16 protein-coding genes are annotated in these 14,768 nt (G+C 58.6%); 10 read left to right on the top strand and 6 right to left on the bottom strand.

What is annotated here, in order from left to right; translation table 11 throughout:
* Window positions 1–123 precede the first annotated feature (123 nt).
* From EOD43_RS04355 to EOD43_RS24165, 3 genes are all read left to right on the top strand, one after another.
* A complete protein-coding gene (locus tag EOD43_RS04355; protein ID WP_240653071.1) occupies window positions 124–318 on the top strand; it encodes a helix-turn-helix domain-containing protein in 195 nt (64 codons plus the stop codon).
* 3 nt (window positions 319–321) lie between these two features.
* Window positions 322–570 carry a hypothetical protein gene (locus tag EOD43_RS04350; protein ID WP_127741435.1) on the top strand — a complete coding sequence of 83 codons (249 nt, stop codon included), beginning with the start codon at window positions 322–324 and terminating at the stop codon, window positions 568–570.
* Between the two features lie 226 nt (window positions 571–796).
* A complete protein-coding gene (locus EOD43_RS24165; RefSeq protein ID WP_420822447.1) occupies window positions 797–1,177 on the top strand; it encodes a DUF6665 family protein in 381 nt (126 codons plus the stop codon).
* A 141-nt stretch (window positions 1,178–1,318) separates the two neighbouring features.
* Here the strand turns inward: EOD43_RS24165 and EOD43_RS04340 are convergent, their stop codons facing one another.
* Window positions 1,319–3,451, bottom strand: coding sequence for an AAA family ATPase (locus EOD43_RS04340; RefSeq protein ID WP_164857087.1), 2,133 nt, complete (start codon window positions 3,449–3,451; stop codon window positions 1,319–1,321).
* Between the two features lie 326 nt (window positions 3,452–3,777).
* Here EOD43_RS04340 and EOD43_RS04335 point away from each other — a divergent pair, with 326 nt between their 5' ends.
* The 7 genes from EOD43_RS04335 to EOD43_RS04300 all read left to right on the top strand — a co-directional run bounded on the left by EOD43_RS04335 (window position 3,778) and on the right by EOD43_RS04300 (window position 8,810).
* A complete protein-coding gene (locus tag EOD43_RS04335) occupies window positions 3,778–4,446 on the top strand; it encodes a hypothetical protein (protein WP_127741432.1) in 669 nt (222 codons plus the stop codon).
* A gap of 235 nt (window positions 4,447–4,681) precedes the next feature.
* The gene (locus EOD43_RS04330; RefSeq protein ID WP_127741430.1) at window positions 4,682–5,749 is read left to right on the top strand and encodes a PGN_0703 family putative restriction endonuclease; all 1,068 of its coding nucleotides are present in this window, start codon (window positions 4,682–4,684) and stop codon (window positions 5,747–5,749) included.
* Window positions 5,750–5,760: 11 nt separating this feature from the next.
* A complete protein-coding gene (locus EOD43_RS04325) occupies window positions 5,761–6,264 on the top strand; it encodes a hypothetical protein (protein ID WP_127741428.1) in 504 nt (167 codons plus the stop codon).
* The gene (locus tag EOD43_RS04320; RefSeq protein ID WP_127741426.1) at window positions 6,261–6,638 is read left to right on the top strand and encodes a DUF2958 domain-containing protein; all 378 of its coding nucleotides are present in this window, start codon (window positions 6,261–6,263) and stop codon (window positions 6,636–6,638) included. Before EOD43_RS04325 ends, EOD43_RS04320 begins: the two co-directional genes overlap by 4 nt.
* A gap of 2 nt (window positions 6,639–6,640) precedes the next feature.
* Entirely contained in the window at window positions 6,641–6,880 is a 240-nt protein-coding gene (locus EOD43_RS04315; protein WP_127741424.1) for a hypothetical protein, read from the top strand.
* Between the two features lie 291 nt (window positions 6,881–7,171).
* Window positions 7,172–7,897 carry an SHOCT domain-containing protein gene (locus tag EOD43_RS04305; RefSeq protein ID WP_127741422.1) on the top strand — a complete coding sequence of 242 codons (726 nt, stop codon included), beginning with the start codon at window positions 7,172–7,174 and terminating at the stop codon, window positions 7,895–7,897.
* Entirely contained in the window at window positions 7,890–8,810 is a 921-nt protein-coding gene (locus EOD43_RS04300) for an SHOCT domain-containing protein (protein ID WP_127741420.1), read from the top strand. The genes EOD43_RS04305 and EOD43_RS04300 overlap by 8 nt, the downstream gene beginning before the upstream one ends.
* 326 nt (window positions 8,811–9,136) lie before the next feature.
* Here the strand turns inward: EOD43_RS04300 and EOD43_RS04295 are convergent, their stop codons facing one another.
* The 5 genes from EOD43_RS04295 to EOD43_RS04275 form a co-directional block, all read right to left on the bottom strand.
* Window positions 9,137–9,652 carry a hypothetical protein gene (locus tag EOD43_RS04295; protein WP_127741418.1) on the bottom strand — a complete coding sequence of 172 codons (516 nt, stop codon included), beginning with the start codon at window positions 9,650–9,652 and terminating at the stop codon, window positions 9,137–9,139.
* The gene (locus EOD43_RS04290) at window positions 9,649–11,307 is read right to left on the bottom strand and encodes an anti-phage dCTP deaminase (RefSeq protein WP_127741416.1); all 1,659 of its coding nucleotides are present in this window, start codon (window positions 11,305–11,307) and stop codon (window positions 9,649–9,651) included. Before EOD43_RS04290 ends, EOD43_RS04295 begins: the two co-directional genes overlap by 4 nt.
* Window positions 11,308–11,367: 60 nt before the next feature.
* Window positions 11,368–12,621: a three-Cys-motif partner protein TcmP gene (locus tag EOD43_RS04285; protein ID WP_127741414.1), complete on the bottom strand. Its 1,254-nt coding sequence runs from the start codon at window positions 12,619–12,621 to the stop codon at window positions 11,368–11,370.
* 32 nt (window positions 12,622–12,653) lie between these two features.
* Entirely contained in the window at window positions 12,654–13,436 is a 783-nt protein-coding gene (locus tag EOD43_RS04280; protein WP_127741412.1) for a phage Gp37/Gp68 family protein, read from the bottom strand.
* Between the two features lie 549 nt (window positions 13,437–13,985).
* Window positions 13,986–14,762 carry an SDR family oxidoreductase gene (locus tag EOD43_RS04275; protein ID WP_127741410.1) on the bottom strand — a complete coding sequence of 259 codons (777 nt, stop codon included), beginning with the start codon at window positions 14,760–14,762 and terminating at the stop codon, window positions 13,986–13,988.
* Window positions 14,763–14,768: the final 6 nt, after the last annotated feature.

Here is a 14,768-nt window from a genome sequence, read left to right as displayed (position 1 = left end):
CTCGGGGTCATCTTAAAATCTCTGGATGATGAACGAGTTGAGAAATTTTTCCTGAATTCTCAACGCGAATGAGGGTCTCTACGCTCACCCTCTATATGACCGTGCAACGACACGGAGCCAAAAATGTCAGAAGACACTCAAAGCGTATTGATGTCGATCAACGACTTTCGCGCATATGCCAAAGTTGGCCGAACGCTGGTCTATAAGGAATTGGCAAAGGGCACGCTGGAGGCCGTCAAAGTTGGCCGCCGCACTCTCATTCTCACCTCATCCGCCCGGACCTGGGTTGAGAAGCTCGACCGGTACGGAGTGCGTTGAATCATGACAAAGAAACAACGTCGCCCGCTGACTAACGAGAACGACAGCCCCGAGATGCGCCGCGTGATCGCTTGGTGCTCAAGTCACTCGCTGCCCATCCGCCGAGTGTCGGATCACCAGATCAAGGTAGGTGCGTTTAATTTCTGGCCAAGCAAGGCAAGCTGGAATCTTGACCACAGCCCTCAAAAAAAGACTGGCGGCGAAGCTGCATTTCGTAAGGCAGTTTTGAAGTGGTGGTCTGAAGCAATCTAGGTCGCCAACCCATAAATGGCCGCTAGCAGGCTGGTTGCCCTACGGCTGAAACGAGGTGGCCAACAGCCTGGTAGGTTGCGGGAGGCAGATGGCGATAGCTGCCGTCCCAAAACGCGGGAAGCGGGAATGACGCTGAGCCGTTCATTGCCGATCCGAGCAGATTGTCCGACAGCATTGCAACCTGTAGACTGAGCCCTTGACTGACCTGATCGGAAAACGAGGGGCTGTGTCGCTTAGACTTCCACAAAACCTTGAGACAGCCTTCCCATCTGATCGCGCGCTGAATGCTTTTCACGGCGAAGTTCTAGCCGAGAAGGCGGCCTCGCTTGGGCGAGCGGGTAAGTTACTTGCGAGTAAGTTGGCACTTCTTGCTAAGGCAGCTCCCGGCGAAGATCGGAAATCGTTGTTGCAGGATGCTGCTGACGCAGCTCACGGTTACTTCATACAACGTGAGCTATGCGGACTATGCACTCACCAGACAATTGTTAAAGATTACAAAATTCCCAGAGAGGTTCTTGCTCGAATTGGGCGAGGTAGGCCCAGCAGCCGCCATTTTTACGAGCCTACCGTCTCAAATCGCTCCGAGACTTGCCGCGAAATTCGATAGAAATTGCCTTGCCATTGGTGTATTTCCACGAAAGCCGCTACGAACCTATCCTTAATAAACCCCGCTCTTCATCCTATCCAAAATGCATCCCAATCCGCTTAAGTTAACTCTCTGCGGCTAGGGAAGGAATATTTATTGAGGTCATGGTCGATCTTGATGACCGCCGCCCCACTTCCATGAATTATCTACGCGAATACGTGAGTGCGGATCGTCAGGCCACTCATTCATAAGGTCTACTAACCGCGCGCGCTTCATCTCGTTATCTGGGCCCTCGCTCTCAAACATCGCGTTTACATAAGCGATATCCTCCGCACGCCGGCCGCGTTCGATGCGCCGTTCAATAGCCTCTTTCAGCTCCCAGCCAGTATCGATGTAACCCCACGCACAATCGTCGAAGGCGGAAAGGAGCAACATTTTATCCTTTTCAGCGCTGGCTCGTTCATCCGGACCAATACTCGCTGATGTATTGAACCGACGTCCGATAGCTGCTCCTATCGATCCCTGCTGATTTCGGGGGACACGCAGCAGATCGATCAACGCCCGCCGACTTTCCTGATCGACTGATTGCCAATGATCTACGTCTGGATCAATGCCGCGCCAGAGGTACCGAACGAGGCGCCAATGAAGCTTAACCCGCGCTCGGGTGGCAGATAACGGCATATGCTCGAATGACCATGCACCCTCATTATCAGCTGCAGGACCTCGCCATTTACGCATGACCTTCTCGAACCACGCTCGAGCCTGCCCTTCAACATCCACCGGCAGGTGGAGAACGATATCCGTCGTTGGTCCGATCGATGAGGCGGTGTGCAGATAGATCCAGTGCGCGTCCTTTCCTGACCACCCGGGAACACGGATTCCAATTTGATGCGTGAGTTTTGAAACGAGATTTGTCACCTCATTCCGATCGGTGGCGCCCAACAAACTATGGTCAAGCTTCAGATGAGCGTTGAACAGCGAACCATAATGTTGGGGCAGAAAGCTCGCTGCAGCATATATCCCGCGCGCTTGTTCCACCGAGAGATACTCCCGGGTTGCCGGCGCACCGCCCGACCGGATGGGGTTAAAGGTGCGCGCCGATCGCATTCGTCCCGGCCGTTTGGACTGCAATACCCGCTGAGCTTGCTGACTGGGCACCACGCCACCAATCAAATCAGATAAGCTTGGCGGATTAAGGTAGTTGTTGAACTTACGAATATGAATGGAGAGGCTGGGACCATCTGCCAATGTTTGCAGATCGACCCGCCAGAAGTCGGCGAGATCCAAAAGATATTCGCCAAGCGGCTTACGACGATCCAAAGCTCGTATTTCCAAAGCAGCGATAATTTGTTGCCGCTGGGCGTGAGTCACTTGATGAAAAGCGGGATCAACCACCTTTCCGCTGCGCATAATCTCCATGTCGTGCAGGTAAACGAGAAAATCTCGGATCGCTCGCCCTTTGCGCGAGGGCTGATCATGCCAGTCCGCGATAATCTGATCCTGCTCCAGCAATGTTCCGGTTAACAGCGCGTCGAAATATCCAAGCAGTTCCTGGATCCATCCTAACGACAAAACATTGGTTAGAAGCTTAACCGTGAGCGGACCTTGTTGGTTTGCTTGATCGAGAAGTTTGACGAGCTCTCGGGCGGAACCCTGCCCCGCGGTGACGAGCATTTCCAAGGCGGCACGCTCCGCCTGGATGCCTTCTCGATCACAAATTTGGCTTAGCAAACGATAAGATTCCGCGCCGCTGAGCAACTTCAGGTTCAACTGCAGGCATCGAGACTTGAGAGCCGGACGGACCTCATGGGCCTCACTCGAGGCGAACATGAAGAAGGTTCCCTGGCTCGGTCTCTCGACCGCTTTCAAAAGAACGTCAGCGGCATTGTCATCTAGACCATGAACCTCATCGATAAATATACCTAGAAGACGCGTAAGTCGGGCAGAGTTGTACGCTTCTATCTGTTTAGCATAATCTCGCTCATGATGCCGAGCACCGTTCATCTCGACATGATAGAAAGAAAGATCGCCAAGGCGCTCTTCTTTAAAATAGATACAAATATCGCATCGCCCACATGGCGACGGGTTCGGATTTTCGCAGTGCATCGCATTTGCAAAAATGCGCATCAACGTGGTTTTGCCCGTGCCCGGGGGGCCAAATGCGATGATGGAATTGAAGTTCCTGGTCTCTACGCGGCGCCTTAAATCCGATACTGCTGCCTCCTGACCGATCACCTCCTCAAACGTACGGGGGCGATACTTTTCGGTGAATGCAGTGTGCTGTCCGCTCGACATATTTCTTCCAAAGCCGCAGGGCATGATCAGCTACTCATCCACGCCGACTCTTAAAACGTCAAGTTGATCCTGCAAACCGTTTCTTTGAACGCACATTCAGGATTTCAGGCCAGGACCAGGGACACCCTTTTACAAATACAGAACTAAGCCTGACAACAAAACGTGGACTTTAGCGAAACCAACATAGCCGCTGTCACAACATTTTGAACACATGATTGCCCACTGCAAGCGCCTGCGTCCCGCGATTCTTCACACGAATGCTGACGGGGGAATAGCGCTCCTATGTGCCCCTGCCCTTTTGCCCCCGTTTGAGAAAGCGTCAGCGCATGCAGATCGACCCGTCCGCTACGAGCCATCCTGCGCTCCCTTTCGAATATGATGTCTGCGTCGACCGGCTGCCGGATATCGTGACGCGCGAGACCGAGAGCGCGGTCCGCTCAGGCGCCATTCCCACCTTCGTCAGCACGGATGGGAAGACCTGGGTCAGCTATGTTGATCTGTTCATCAACATGGGCCAGGGCCGGCGCCTCCGCGATCCCGCGAGCGCCTTCTTCGTGTCCCCCGAAGCCATGCGTCGCATCTCCTATTCCTCAGATCAGATCGATGCAGCCGGCCCGGATCTATCGGAGCGCAACAAGGTAACGCTTGCAGGTGCCAAGCGCATCGCCGCAACCTTGGCCCAGTTGCGCAAAGATCTGCCGCCATGGCCCTACGACCTGCGCGTACCGTGGAGCGAGGATTTCGACTTCCCCCTCGCCGCATTCATCAAGGCGGGTCAGTTGGATGCTTATCCTAGTGGCAGGTGTTGGTGGGTGCGCAGCGTGGAGGCCACCAAGCTGCTGCCGATCGGGGAAAGCTTCGATGACCCTGCCAGTCCCTGGTTCGTCGGGCCCCATGGTCGCGCTGACCACGCCGAGGTTGTTCGTCTGAGCGCTGCCCACAGACGCCATTGGCCTGAGATCTACGGACCCGCCCTCACACCCCGGGTTCGTTAGGGACCGCATCGGCGAAAAGCGGGGTTCGACCCACCTCGCAAATGTTTGGAAATGGGCCCGTCGAAACGGCGTTCATGACCGACATGGCGGGTTCCGCCCCACCGCCGACCTCCAGGCGGGACCAGCATTTCAGACGGGGTTCGGCCGCAACGGTCAGCCAGTTCTGTCCACAAAAACACCGCCCCAATGAAACCTCTTCGTCCGCCTGAAACAAGGCATCTGACGAGGAGATCTCATGTCCAACCGGCCGGCTAGTGCGCCTCTGCCCATCGTCCCCACCGAATTGCTCAAGCGCTTCCATGTTCATGAGCGCCATGACACCCGTCTCAAAGCCTGTGCCCGTTTGCTCCAGACCTTGTGGCTTGCCGAGCACAAGATCCCGACCGGATATCATCACGGCCGCCACGGCCCCCGACGTCTAGGGTCACGTCTGTGCATCCCGGCCGCCCAAGCCGGTCGCAACTTCCTCTCGCCTGACATCGCCGAACTCGCCCAGCACGTTATCGCCTATCAAGAGAGTGGGGCGTTCATCGATGCAAGCCGAGTGTTTGCCAATGCGCTGGGATCGACTGCCGCCTGCATCAACTTCATGGGGCCGCTCGCCCTCGACCGGGGCTTGGCCGCGCGCGTCCTCTGCCAACTCTTCCCCGAGCTCAACATCGCCAGCGTCGACCATATCCGGTTCGAACATTCGCCTGGCCGTCTCGATCCCAGTCTGACCGGCGATCGGTCTGCCTTCGATGTCTGCGCCTTCGTCAATCTGCGCAAAGGCCGCAGCAGCAAGACCCGGCCCGCCATCATCGCCTTCGAGTTCAAATATACCGAGAGCCTCCACGATTCCTCGGCCTGTGCCCCCGGGCGCTATGATGATCTCGCCGAAGCCTCCGGTCTGTTCAAAGACCCCCGCCACGCCGCGCTGCGGGTAAATCCCCTCCAGCAACTGTTCCGTGAACATCTCTTAGCGCAGGCCGCCGTCATGCGCGGGGATTGGCCCGAAGCCATCTTCGTCAGTGTGGCACCCGCCGCCCACGATCGCGCCCAGCGTCAGGCCGATCTCTACGCCGCCTTCCTCAACCCCGTGACCGAGGGTCAGGTCCCCTATCATCACGTCACGCTGGATGCCTTCATCACCGCGCTGCACTTCGCCGGCGCCACCACCGTGGCCCAGGCCTTGTTCAACCGCTATCTCGATTGGGGGAGGATCGACCGGGCCATCGCCCAAGCCCTCCACAAGCGGGTCGAGAAGTGGACCCCGGTCCCCAAATCCGCACCGCTCCAGCTCGTCGACCAGCAAGCAGCCTGAGGAGACCCGACATGGCCAATCGCGCATCGGCAACGATCATCCTGGGCGGCACGCTCAGTGATGCTGATTATCGCACCCTCGTTGACCTCATCGTCGGCGAAGGCCTTTCCACCGAGTGGTGCGGACCGCTCTTCGATGCCCACCACCGCACCGTCGGCCAACCCCTCTTCCTATGTGACCATGAGGTCGTCGGCGCGCAGTTCGAAGAGCTCGAGCGCTGGTGCATCACGCACAACATTCCTTTTGCCCGTTGGTCCGGTGGCTACACCGGCGGCTGGGAAGCGGGACGGGTGGTCTTCGATCCTGCCGTCGGCCAACCCCGTTCCTACACTGCCGATGAGGATAACCGAGTACTCATCGATCTGCAGACGGTCACGCGCCTGGGTTCCTACACCGCCATCCTCGACCATTTCCGTCGGGCCAATTTCACCGTGCCCCAGCTCATCGTCGAGGGTGACCCCGTGCCAGCTACCATCAGCCACGCGTTAAGCCCACAGGAGGAACCGGTACGATGATCATTGTCCCCTTCCTCACCCCCACCGACTTTGCGCAATTGCTGGCCAATGGGCGGCGCACCGCAGCTGGGGAGCAGATCGATCCTGCGCCCGTCGTCAAGCTCTTCACGCCCGACGCGGCCGCCACCTGGTTGCTGACCGAGATTGATCCAGGCGATCCTGATCGCGCCTTCGGTCTATGCGATCTGGGCCTGAGCGAACCCGAGCTGGGCTATGTCAGCCTCAGCGAGCTCGCCACCGTTCGTGGCATGCTCAATCTGCCCATTGAGCGTGACGCCCTGTTCGTCGGGACCGCGCCCTTGTCTCGTTACGCCAGCGCCGCCCGGGCGAGTGGGATCATCGTCGAGATGCCAGACAACCCCACCACGTCCTAACCGTGAACGGGTTCGTGATTGGGCAACGGGTCTTCTTCTGGACCGGACGCGGATCGCAGGGCCACGGGACGATCCGCGCAACGAAGGGCGACCGCTTCCTGATCGATCCCGAGCCCGACGCCGTGAAGGGCAGCGACCACCGCATCCTGTCCTCGGGACGCGAGGTCTGGGGGCCAAGGGATCAAGGTGTCCGTGGCTACCAGCTCAACACGCCGCCCCGGCCCTGGCTCGAAAACAGCTGAGCAGGAGATGTTCATGCCAGCACTTTACAACATGCGCGCGGATCCGACCAATTCCGCGCGATACGACATTGCCTTCCGGCACACCGCCCGCCTACAAACACCTCGCCTCCGCAATACTCGGGGGCGGGGCCTAGTAACCCCTCAAGCAAAGCATCTCGGTCGAGTTATCGGCCGGGTGGCATGCGCGTATGTCCAGCCGGCAACGGTAAAGGCGCATGCGCTCTGTGCTTTGCCAGGGTTTACTAGCATCCGGCTTTGGCCGTTGCCCTTGATGGACATAGGGGGCAACCGATGACCGACCGGATCGAGGCGCTCGAGCGCCTTGCGCGGCTCAAGACCGAAGGCGTGCTGACCGACGCGGAGTTCGAGCAGCAGAAGCAATTCCTGCTGGGCCAGGGCACATCAAGCGCGCCATCTGCCGAACCTGCCGTCGGCACATTCGCTTATGGCTGGCAGAAGTCGCGTGGCATCCGGCGCGTCTTCTATTGGTTTTTCGGTCTCCAGGCGCTCGCGATCGCGCTCATGGTGGTCTATTTTCTTTTGCGCGTCTTCGTCTTCCCCGAGCCGCGACCTACAACGGATGCGACCGGGGCGAACGCCATCGCACCAGCCGAAGACAATGCAACCGCGCCAGAAGGGGAGACGAAGGCGATAGAGACCGCACCGGTTGTGGGTGAAGCCCAGCCCTATTTCCAGGTCGAGGCTACCATCACCGATGCGTCACTGCAAAATCCCTGGAACCTCGACGGAGACTTTCCTGAAGATGCACCCAACCGGCAGGATGCCTGTCCGCTTGGCCAGGTCAGCATCGTCAACCGGTCCTCGCAGGCATTGTCGCTCGACATCATGGAAATCTACGGGGACAGTCCTAATGTCACCCTGCCCAAGCTTGAGCAGGGCATGATGGCGACATACCAGCCGCCACATGTCGGGCAGTTCCTAATCCGACATCTCCAGCCAGATGGCTTTAGCGGCTTCTACCTGCTCAACGTCGTGAACTGTCCGCCCAATGACTGACATCACCGAGCGCCTTGAGCGGCTGGCAAGGCTGCGAACCGCCGGCCTACTCACGGTGGCGGAGTTCGAGCAGGAGAAAAGGCACTTGCTTGCTTCCTCTGCTTCGACTTCTGCCGTCGATCCATCCGCGATCCTCACCGACGCCCCCACCGCCGACATCCAGCCGCCCTACCCGCTGATCGTGCGCATCTTCGCGGGGCTCGGTCTTGTCGCGCTGTTGATTGGCATATTCGCGGTGATCGGTTGGTTGCTGGAGATCAAGGAGGCCGACGAGCGGCAGGAACAGGTCAATAGCGTGGCAGCGCAGGCCACCGTGCAACAATGGGCCGAGGAGACCGCCAACGGGATCGAGCAGGCGGTGGCCCAATTAGAGCAGATGGGGGACGGCATCGCGCGTCTCCAGCCCACCGGTTGGAGCATCGGCACCAAGCGCGACCCGATGAATGATCTGCAGGTGACCACCGCAACCACCCTCATCGCCACTGCCCCCTTCATGGTCGAAGTAGCGGTCACCTGCACCGGCAATCAGGCTTTAGTCTATGACTTCGTCGCCTTTGACGAGATTGGCCAGCCCGCGAATTTTCGCCGGAGGATTACCGATAAAGGCAGGCAGCAAACATCGTTTTCGGTGCGTGTGGATCGAGCGCCAGCCTTCGACGTGATCGATACCGACATGCGTAACAGCAATGTTGCTCGATTGATCTCGCTGTCGTTGTACGAGCAGTTCGACGTCGCGGAGACTGCGGCACGCGGCACTTCGTTAACGGTCCAACTCCCGCTTGAGACTGGAGAGCCCGTTGTGAAGATCGATCAGAGCAATCCGCCAATGCGGCACATGCTCGACAATTGCCTGAAGGAGCTCGCCGCACGGCGCGAATGGGTGAAGGCGCACACTACAACTTGGGGAGCCTGATCCTCAAAGAATGCGGAAAATATTCTGACGGTGTGCCCACAGCAGCGTTCATCCGCATAAGATCGCTATGGGGCCGATAGACGACCAACCGGTATCAAGCGCGCAGCAGCGGTGAACTGCCGTTCATGCGGATTTCGAAACTCAATCTCTGGCGAAGAAAGAAACGCTGGAACTCGGTCGATCTAACCCAGCGTGTTACAGCTGTATCCAGGTAACGCTAACGCGCAGACACCTGATTGCGTTAATTACACCGCCTCTAGTTGAAGCCGTGTTGCCGCCACCGTGGCGACGCTCACAGTTCCGCATTTTGTGAAATGAAGTCAGGTTTAAGCGGCCTGTTCTATGCGCCAGCCGTGAGTTCGCCGGCTAGTCAGTGCTATATTAAGCGCCGAAGCCATTACGCCTGCGTCCTTCCGGTTGGGCACCAGCAACAAGATATGACCGTCCTCACGCTCGATAATCTCGTGGAAAAGCCTTGGGGGCACGATGCTGCTGTCGAGTGCAAATGAACCAATTTCTAGGCTGTGCCATTCGATCGGCTCGCGAATGTAGAGCGTATGCGCGTGCTGTAGATCTCCAAAAAATCGGTGGCGATTGGTACCAGGAAGATCGAAGCGCACCGCATAACGCAGATCCATGGCGGCAACCGGCTCAAGCTCGAAAAGGAGGTCGTGTAGCCGCACGCCGTCTATGTCATCCATCGGGATGAGGACGATCCGTCGGACAGGATCCACGTCGAAATTGAAACGAAATTGTCCACTATGCTCGGGCACTCGCCGCTCGCCGGGCTCCGGTGGTGCCTCGCTAGGCCCATCGCCAACGATGCGCAGAAAGCGGCTCATGGCAGTGTCTTCGTCAAGGCAGCCTCGAGCTCCGGATACGCAGAAGTGAACGGTGACCATTCGTCACCCCAAGCAGGCGTGCCCAAGCGGATTTCGCCCGACACCTTTTCCTTCAGATCGCGTGTCTTCTCAAATGCACGCAAATAGAGGCGGGGTGCCACGCCAACGAATGGCTTGAACAGCACCCGGCCGGGCTCCTCGGGTTGCCTCTTGCCCTCTTGCAACGCGATTGCGCGGCGTTTCTCCTCGGCGGCCGATATCTCTTCCGGTGGCATCCAGCTGTCCTCTTCGACTGCGATGGCGTCGACATGGAGAGCAAGCGCGAGGCTCTTCGGATAGGGTTCGATGAATTGGACCTCATACACGCCTGCGCTGACGATATGCCGCGCGCAGTAGTGACATGGGAAGGTTGTCACGAAAAGTCGCGTGCCAATCGTCGAGACGCCCTCGCGACCGGCCGAAAGAAGCGCATCCATTTCGGCATGTACAGCTCGGCTGAATTCGATCAGGCCTCCAAGGCGTGTTTTTCGGATTCGCGCCCTGAGCGCAGCCTGGTCTTCGACCTGCTGGAGAGCGGGAAGCGCATCGATCAACTCATCAATAATGCGGTTTTGCTCGACATTGCTGCTGCATATTTTCGGCCCCGGCCGGAAGGCGCAGCGATGGTCAGGTGGGGTCTCGATGCCCGAGAAATGTTCGCCATAGATGCCTCCCCCAGCTTTGGGCACCTCGTTTGTCCCTGTTGAGACGACGGTCCCGTCCGCGTCGACCAGCGCAGCGCCTACCTGCCGCGAAAGACAGGCGCTGCGGACGCGCGCGGAATGCGCATGATGCATGGCAGTCTCTTCGATCGTCGGCCGGATGATCCGACTATGGGTAATGATGCCGACAAGACGACCGAGTTCGTCCTCCAGAACAATGCGCTGGTCCGCGCCTTCCTGTTCGCTATTGTCGATGAAAAAATCGGCTTCGTGGAATGCCGAAGTCACATGCTGTCCGTAGGCGGCGGTCGAATCGTCCGCGTCGCGCGCGATGAACTGGTCGACCATGCTGATCTGGGCGGGATCCTCGCGCTGTTGATTGTTCAGATATTTGCCGATGATCCGCTCCCTACGGATATCCTCCCGGCACACTACTCCAACCAGCGCGAAAGCGTTTCCATAGGCGCGTCGGAAAAGGCTTGTCTCAGCCGGATGGCGGATCGAATCGATCAGATAGGCGCGCTTTTCCTGGTCGGGCTCGACAACCTCGCCGCGTGTAAACGTCCTTCCTGTCTTTTCCGCCCGCTTGGCAGCGATCGCCGCGAGGCAAAGCCGCGCGACGCCCGCCGGATCGCGCTTACGGATATGGTCGCCGAGATTTTGCATAGTCTCGACGCTTTCAAGTGTCTTGTGCCCCTCCGGCGGCACAGAAAGCTCCCGCGCCACCGCCCAGTCGCGTATCAGGCTGCTCATCTTGATGGTCTCGACCTTGTAGCCGGCGGCGCCGCACGCCTTTTCGAGCGCCTTGATCGCATGCGATCCACCAGCGCCGACGGGGCCTACGACACCAAGCCATATTTCATTCGAGCGGTTCTGATGAAGGATGGCCTGCGCATCCTTTGCGTCGTCATTCGCGTGATTGCCTGTGGCGGCTTTTGCGGTCGTGCTTGCCATCGGGGCAGAGTCTTTCACTTTTGTCGTCACCTTGGGCGGGATTGCCGAAGCAAAGGGGCGTTAATGCGGCGGCCTGGGGTCGAGAAATGTCGGAAAGAAGCTCTTCTGCCGCTTGAGCCTGAGTACGTCGTTGATATCGATAGTGTGTGCGGTCCGCCGCTCGCCTCCTGCCGGCGTGATCACCTCGATGTCTGGATTCTCGATAATCGCGCGGTGGATGTCGTCGGTGTGCGCCGGCGTTGCATTGTAGATGCCCTCGTAGAAGTCGCCCACCGGAATGGCATCGCCGGTGTCCGAGATCAGGCGTGGAATGTCCGACAACAGCTGGTCGCGTGCCCGCTCGCGGTCCGCGGTGTCGAACAGATACAGCACTCCATGATCCTGAGAAGGATCATAAGACAGCATGTTGAGACCCGAGCGGCCGAAATGCGCTTGCGCGGTACTGTTGTCGTGCAGGACGTTGTTATAGACCTGCCGCCCCCGATAGACATTGGCGAAGTGAATAAGCCAGTAACGCCAGCCTCCCGGATTGTTGATCGAGAAAGGACTCACGAAAGCCGCACAGGTTCGGAACGTATCGAACACCAGACGCTCGGCACCACCCAGCCAATCCTGCTTGCTGATGCCCTGTCCGAGCGACATGACATCGCTCCGGCCGATGCCAAACGGTGCGAGCTGTAGCGCCAGTCGGTCTGGATCTGCCTTCTGCAGAAAGGACAGAAGCGCCTCGATCGCGAAGGTGTAAAAGATTTCCACCGACGGATACGAGCGCATTATATCGAGCAACGTCTGGCGGTCGACCTGGCTGTGCCCGCACTGGTCAAGGTTGAAGATGACGTTGCGATACCGACCCTTTTCAAGGAACGCCTTGATCCGGGAATAAGATTCCTCGAATTTGCGATCGAGATATTCGACATGAATGTGCAACCCGGATGTCCGCTCGCGTATGTCCTCTAGGAACGGCGCCACGTTTTCCCTCAGCGATGACAGAGCGTCCTGATTGAGGTCATTCAGAACCAGAAGGCACTCGATCTCGATCTTGGCGACGCCTTGTGTCGCACGATGCGCGTTCACGGCTTGGATGGCATTTGCGAGCTCTTCCAGAAAGATCAGCGGCGATCCGGGTGTTCCACAGGCGTAACGCCCGCCGCCAGCGAAGCCGTCCACAATGGCGAGCCGGAACTTCTCCCGCTTGGGCAGTTGGCAACGAACACTCAGATACTGAAAGAAATATTCGCGCAGGATTTTGTGCTTGCGCCTCGAATGCTCCTCGAGCGTCGCGCCCAGCCCCCATTCATATGGTCTCTCCGACACAGATCCCCCTCATGGTCGCCCCCCGGCAAGGTCTATTCGTAGGCAGCAGCCGATACCGGCATCTCGTCCCACGTCTTGCCGCGATATTCCCGTCCGTTGGCCTTCTTCGAGCGCTTCTTATTGTCCTTTCCCCAAGTGCCCCATTGCTTGAAGAAAAACGCCGTCTCGAACGCCACGCACTGATCATGGATTTCGTCGATCCATGCTTCCTGAATGGGCCGTGCTGAACGACCACTCTCGCCGCCCACGATTGCCCACTGAATGTCAGTCAAGTCGACCTGACCGACCGGGCCGATCAGAGGTTCGAACGAAAGGAAACGTATCACCGCGGGAACGCGCCGCAACTCGTCGATGCGCTCCACGACATCCTCATTCTCGATGCTCGTGCCGAGCCAAACATTGGGCAGGACCTTGCCGATCCGCTGCGACACGATTGTGGCCATGCGATCAGGGCGCTTGGTCAGAATCTGATAATGGTGATGGGGCGTCTCTTCCATCACATGCCAGACGTCCTCGATGAACGCATCGTCAACCGTTTCATGGAAAAGATCGCTCATCGAGTTCACGAAAATCTTACGGGGCTTTCGCCAGCGGCGGGGAATGGCGAGCGCGCCAGGGTCTTCGCGCACGACGCCGGTCCAAACCGTCCGATTGCCACTTTTCCTCGTGAGGCCGGCATATTTGGCGACGCCCATTGCCTCCAGGCGCCGTGCCATGTCCATGGCATAGCAATTGGAGCATCCCGCGGTCAGGATGTTGCAACCGGCAACGGGATTCCAAGTCGCATCCGTCCATTCGATCTGCGTTTCAGCCATGCGCTTTCCTGTCTGACTCGCTCAGCAGTGCTGCCGTTCGAATGCACCATAGCGCAAATGGAACATAATAAGAACGCTTGGACAAGTTTTTCTCCGAACGCCCTAAACCGCCGACTTACATTCTGCTAAAAACGGCGTCGCCAATCAAGGAGGGCCATCGCTCGGAACGTTGGATAGGCCCCAATGACCTCGCTTCCAAAAACTCTGCGGGAACCGCCGGAATGAAATGTACCCCGCCCGGTAAATCCAGCGCCTGATTTGGCCGCGACGCGGACGGCTTCTCGATCCTCAACCACAGCTGTAAGGTCATCGAACCGGGTCATGAGGATTCTCACGCTCAACGACAAAAAGATGCGAGCTGAGTGATCGCTACCGAGTTATCCCGTTGCTCGTCAAACACACTGACTTTTTATCTGCGAATGAACATTCGCCTTCGGTATCACCGCCGCCGTCGAATGACCGATAGTGGGGCGCAAATCTACCATAAAGTCCGTGTCGGGCAACGCCCGGCGATTGGGCTGATTTGGGGAGAGTGAAAGCGAGCTTTCGTTAAGGTGCCATATATTGACCGCCGTTGATGTCGAGCGAAGCGCCTGTGACCATGCGAGAATGATCGGAGACGAGGAACAGGATCGCGGGGGCGCAGTCGTCGAGCGGCGGGATAACGCCTAGCGGAATACGGGCGTTGATCTCGTTGACGACGGCGTCGCGATCGCGGCCCGCCGTAACCTGGGCATCGATAAAGCCTTTGACCGCGGGGCCCGCCATCCATCCCATCCGGGCGAGATTGGCGCGAATCCCATATTGTCCGAAATCAGCCGCCATATGTCGCGTCAGCGCGCCGAGCCCGCTCTTAGCGGCGGCGTAGATCACCTCGCCCGGAAAGGGGTTCACCACCGACATCGTCGAGACCGAGACAATCGCGCCCCGTGATGCCTTGAGTGCAGGCAGGCAGGCCTGCGCCATGCGCAATGTGCCCGCGCAACTTGTGTCGAACAGCGCGGCGAGTTGCCCGGGATCGGCCTCGTCGGCGCGCTTCCAGTCGCCCGGTGCATAGGCCGAGGCGACCAGTCCATCGATCCGGCCGAAGCGCGTCTCGGTGACTTCGGCGAGCCTGCGGCACTGATCGGGGTCGGTGACGTCGGTGGAGACTGCGATGACGCGGCCGCCCTCGGCTTCGATCTCGCATTGTAGCTGGTCGAGCTGGTCTTGGGTGCGCGTGCCGAGGCCAATGGCAGCACCCTCGCGCGCCGCCCTTAGCGCCAGCACCCGCCCAAGCCCCGGACCAACCCCACTCAGGATGATCACCTTTCCCTCGAGAAGCATGGTCGC

This window comes from Sphingomonas crocodyli (assembly GCF_004005865.1).
Classification (GTDB): Bacteria; Pseudomonadota; Alphaproteobacteria; order Sphingomonadales; family Sphingomonadaceae; genus Rhizorhabdus; species Rhizorhabdus crocodyli.
Note: the sequence above shows the minus strand (reverse complement) of the source record. Positions and strands in the feature narration are given on the sequence as shown.

Bases quoted from the DNA above. Each gene is read 5' to 3' on its own strand.
- EOD43_RS04300 (WP_127741420.1), top strand. From the start codon at position 7,890: ATGACTGACATCACCGAGCGCCTTGAGCGGCTGGCAAGGCTGCGAACC.
- EOD43_RS04330 (WP_127741430.1), top strand. From the start codon at position 4,682: ATGTCCAACCGGCCGGCTAGTGCGCCTCTGCCCATCGTCCCCACCGAA.
- EOD43_RS04275 (WP_127741410.1), bottom strand. From the start codon at position 14,762: ATGCTTCTCGAGGGAAAGGTGATCATCCTGAGTGGGGTTGGTCCGGGG.
- EOD43_RS04295 (WP_127741418.1), bottom strand. From the start codon at position 9,652: ATGAGCCGCTTTCTGCGCATCGTTGGCGATGGGCCTAGCGAGGCACCA.
- EOD43_RS04335 (WP_127741432.1), top strand. From the start codon at position 3,778: ATGCAGATCGACCCGTCCGCTACGAGCCATCCTGCGCTCCCTTTCGAA.
- EOD43_RS04355 (WP_240653071.1), top strand. From the start codon at position 124: ATGTCAGAAGACACTCAAAGCGTATTGATGTCGATCAACGACTTTCGC.
- EOD43_RS04340 (WP_164857087.1), bottom strand. From the start codon at position 3,451: ATGTCGAGCGGACAGCACACTGCATTCACCGAAAAGTATCGCCCCCGT.
- EOD43_RS04290 (WP_127741416.1), bottom strand. From the start codon at position 11,307: ATGGCAAGCACGACCGCAAAAGCCGCCACAGGCAATCACGCGAATGAC.
- EOD43_RS04350 (WP_127741435.1), top strand. From the start codon at position 322: ATGACAAAGAAACAACGTCGCCCGCTGACTAACGAGAACGACAGCCCC.
- EOD43_RS04280 (WP_127741412.1), bottom strand. From the start codon at position 13,436: ATGGCTGAAACGCAGATCGAATGGACGGATGCGACTTGGAATCCCGTT.
- EOD43_RS04325 (WP_127741428.1), top strand. From the start codon at position 5,761: ATGGCCAATCGCGCATCGGCAACGATCATCCTGGGCGGCACGCTCAGT.
- EOD43_RS04320 (WP_127741426.1), top strand. From the start codon at position 6,261: ATGATCATTGTCCCCTTCCTCACCCCCACCGACTTTGCGCAATTGCTG.
- EOD43_RS04305 (WP_127741422.1), top strand. From the start codon at position 7,172: ATGACCGACCGGATCGAGGCGCTCGAGCGCCTTGCGCGGCTCAAGACC.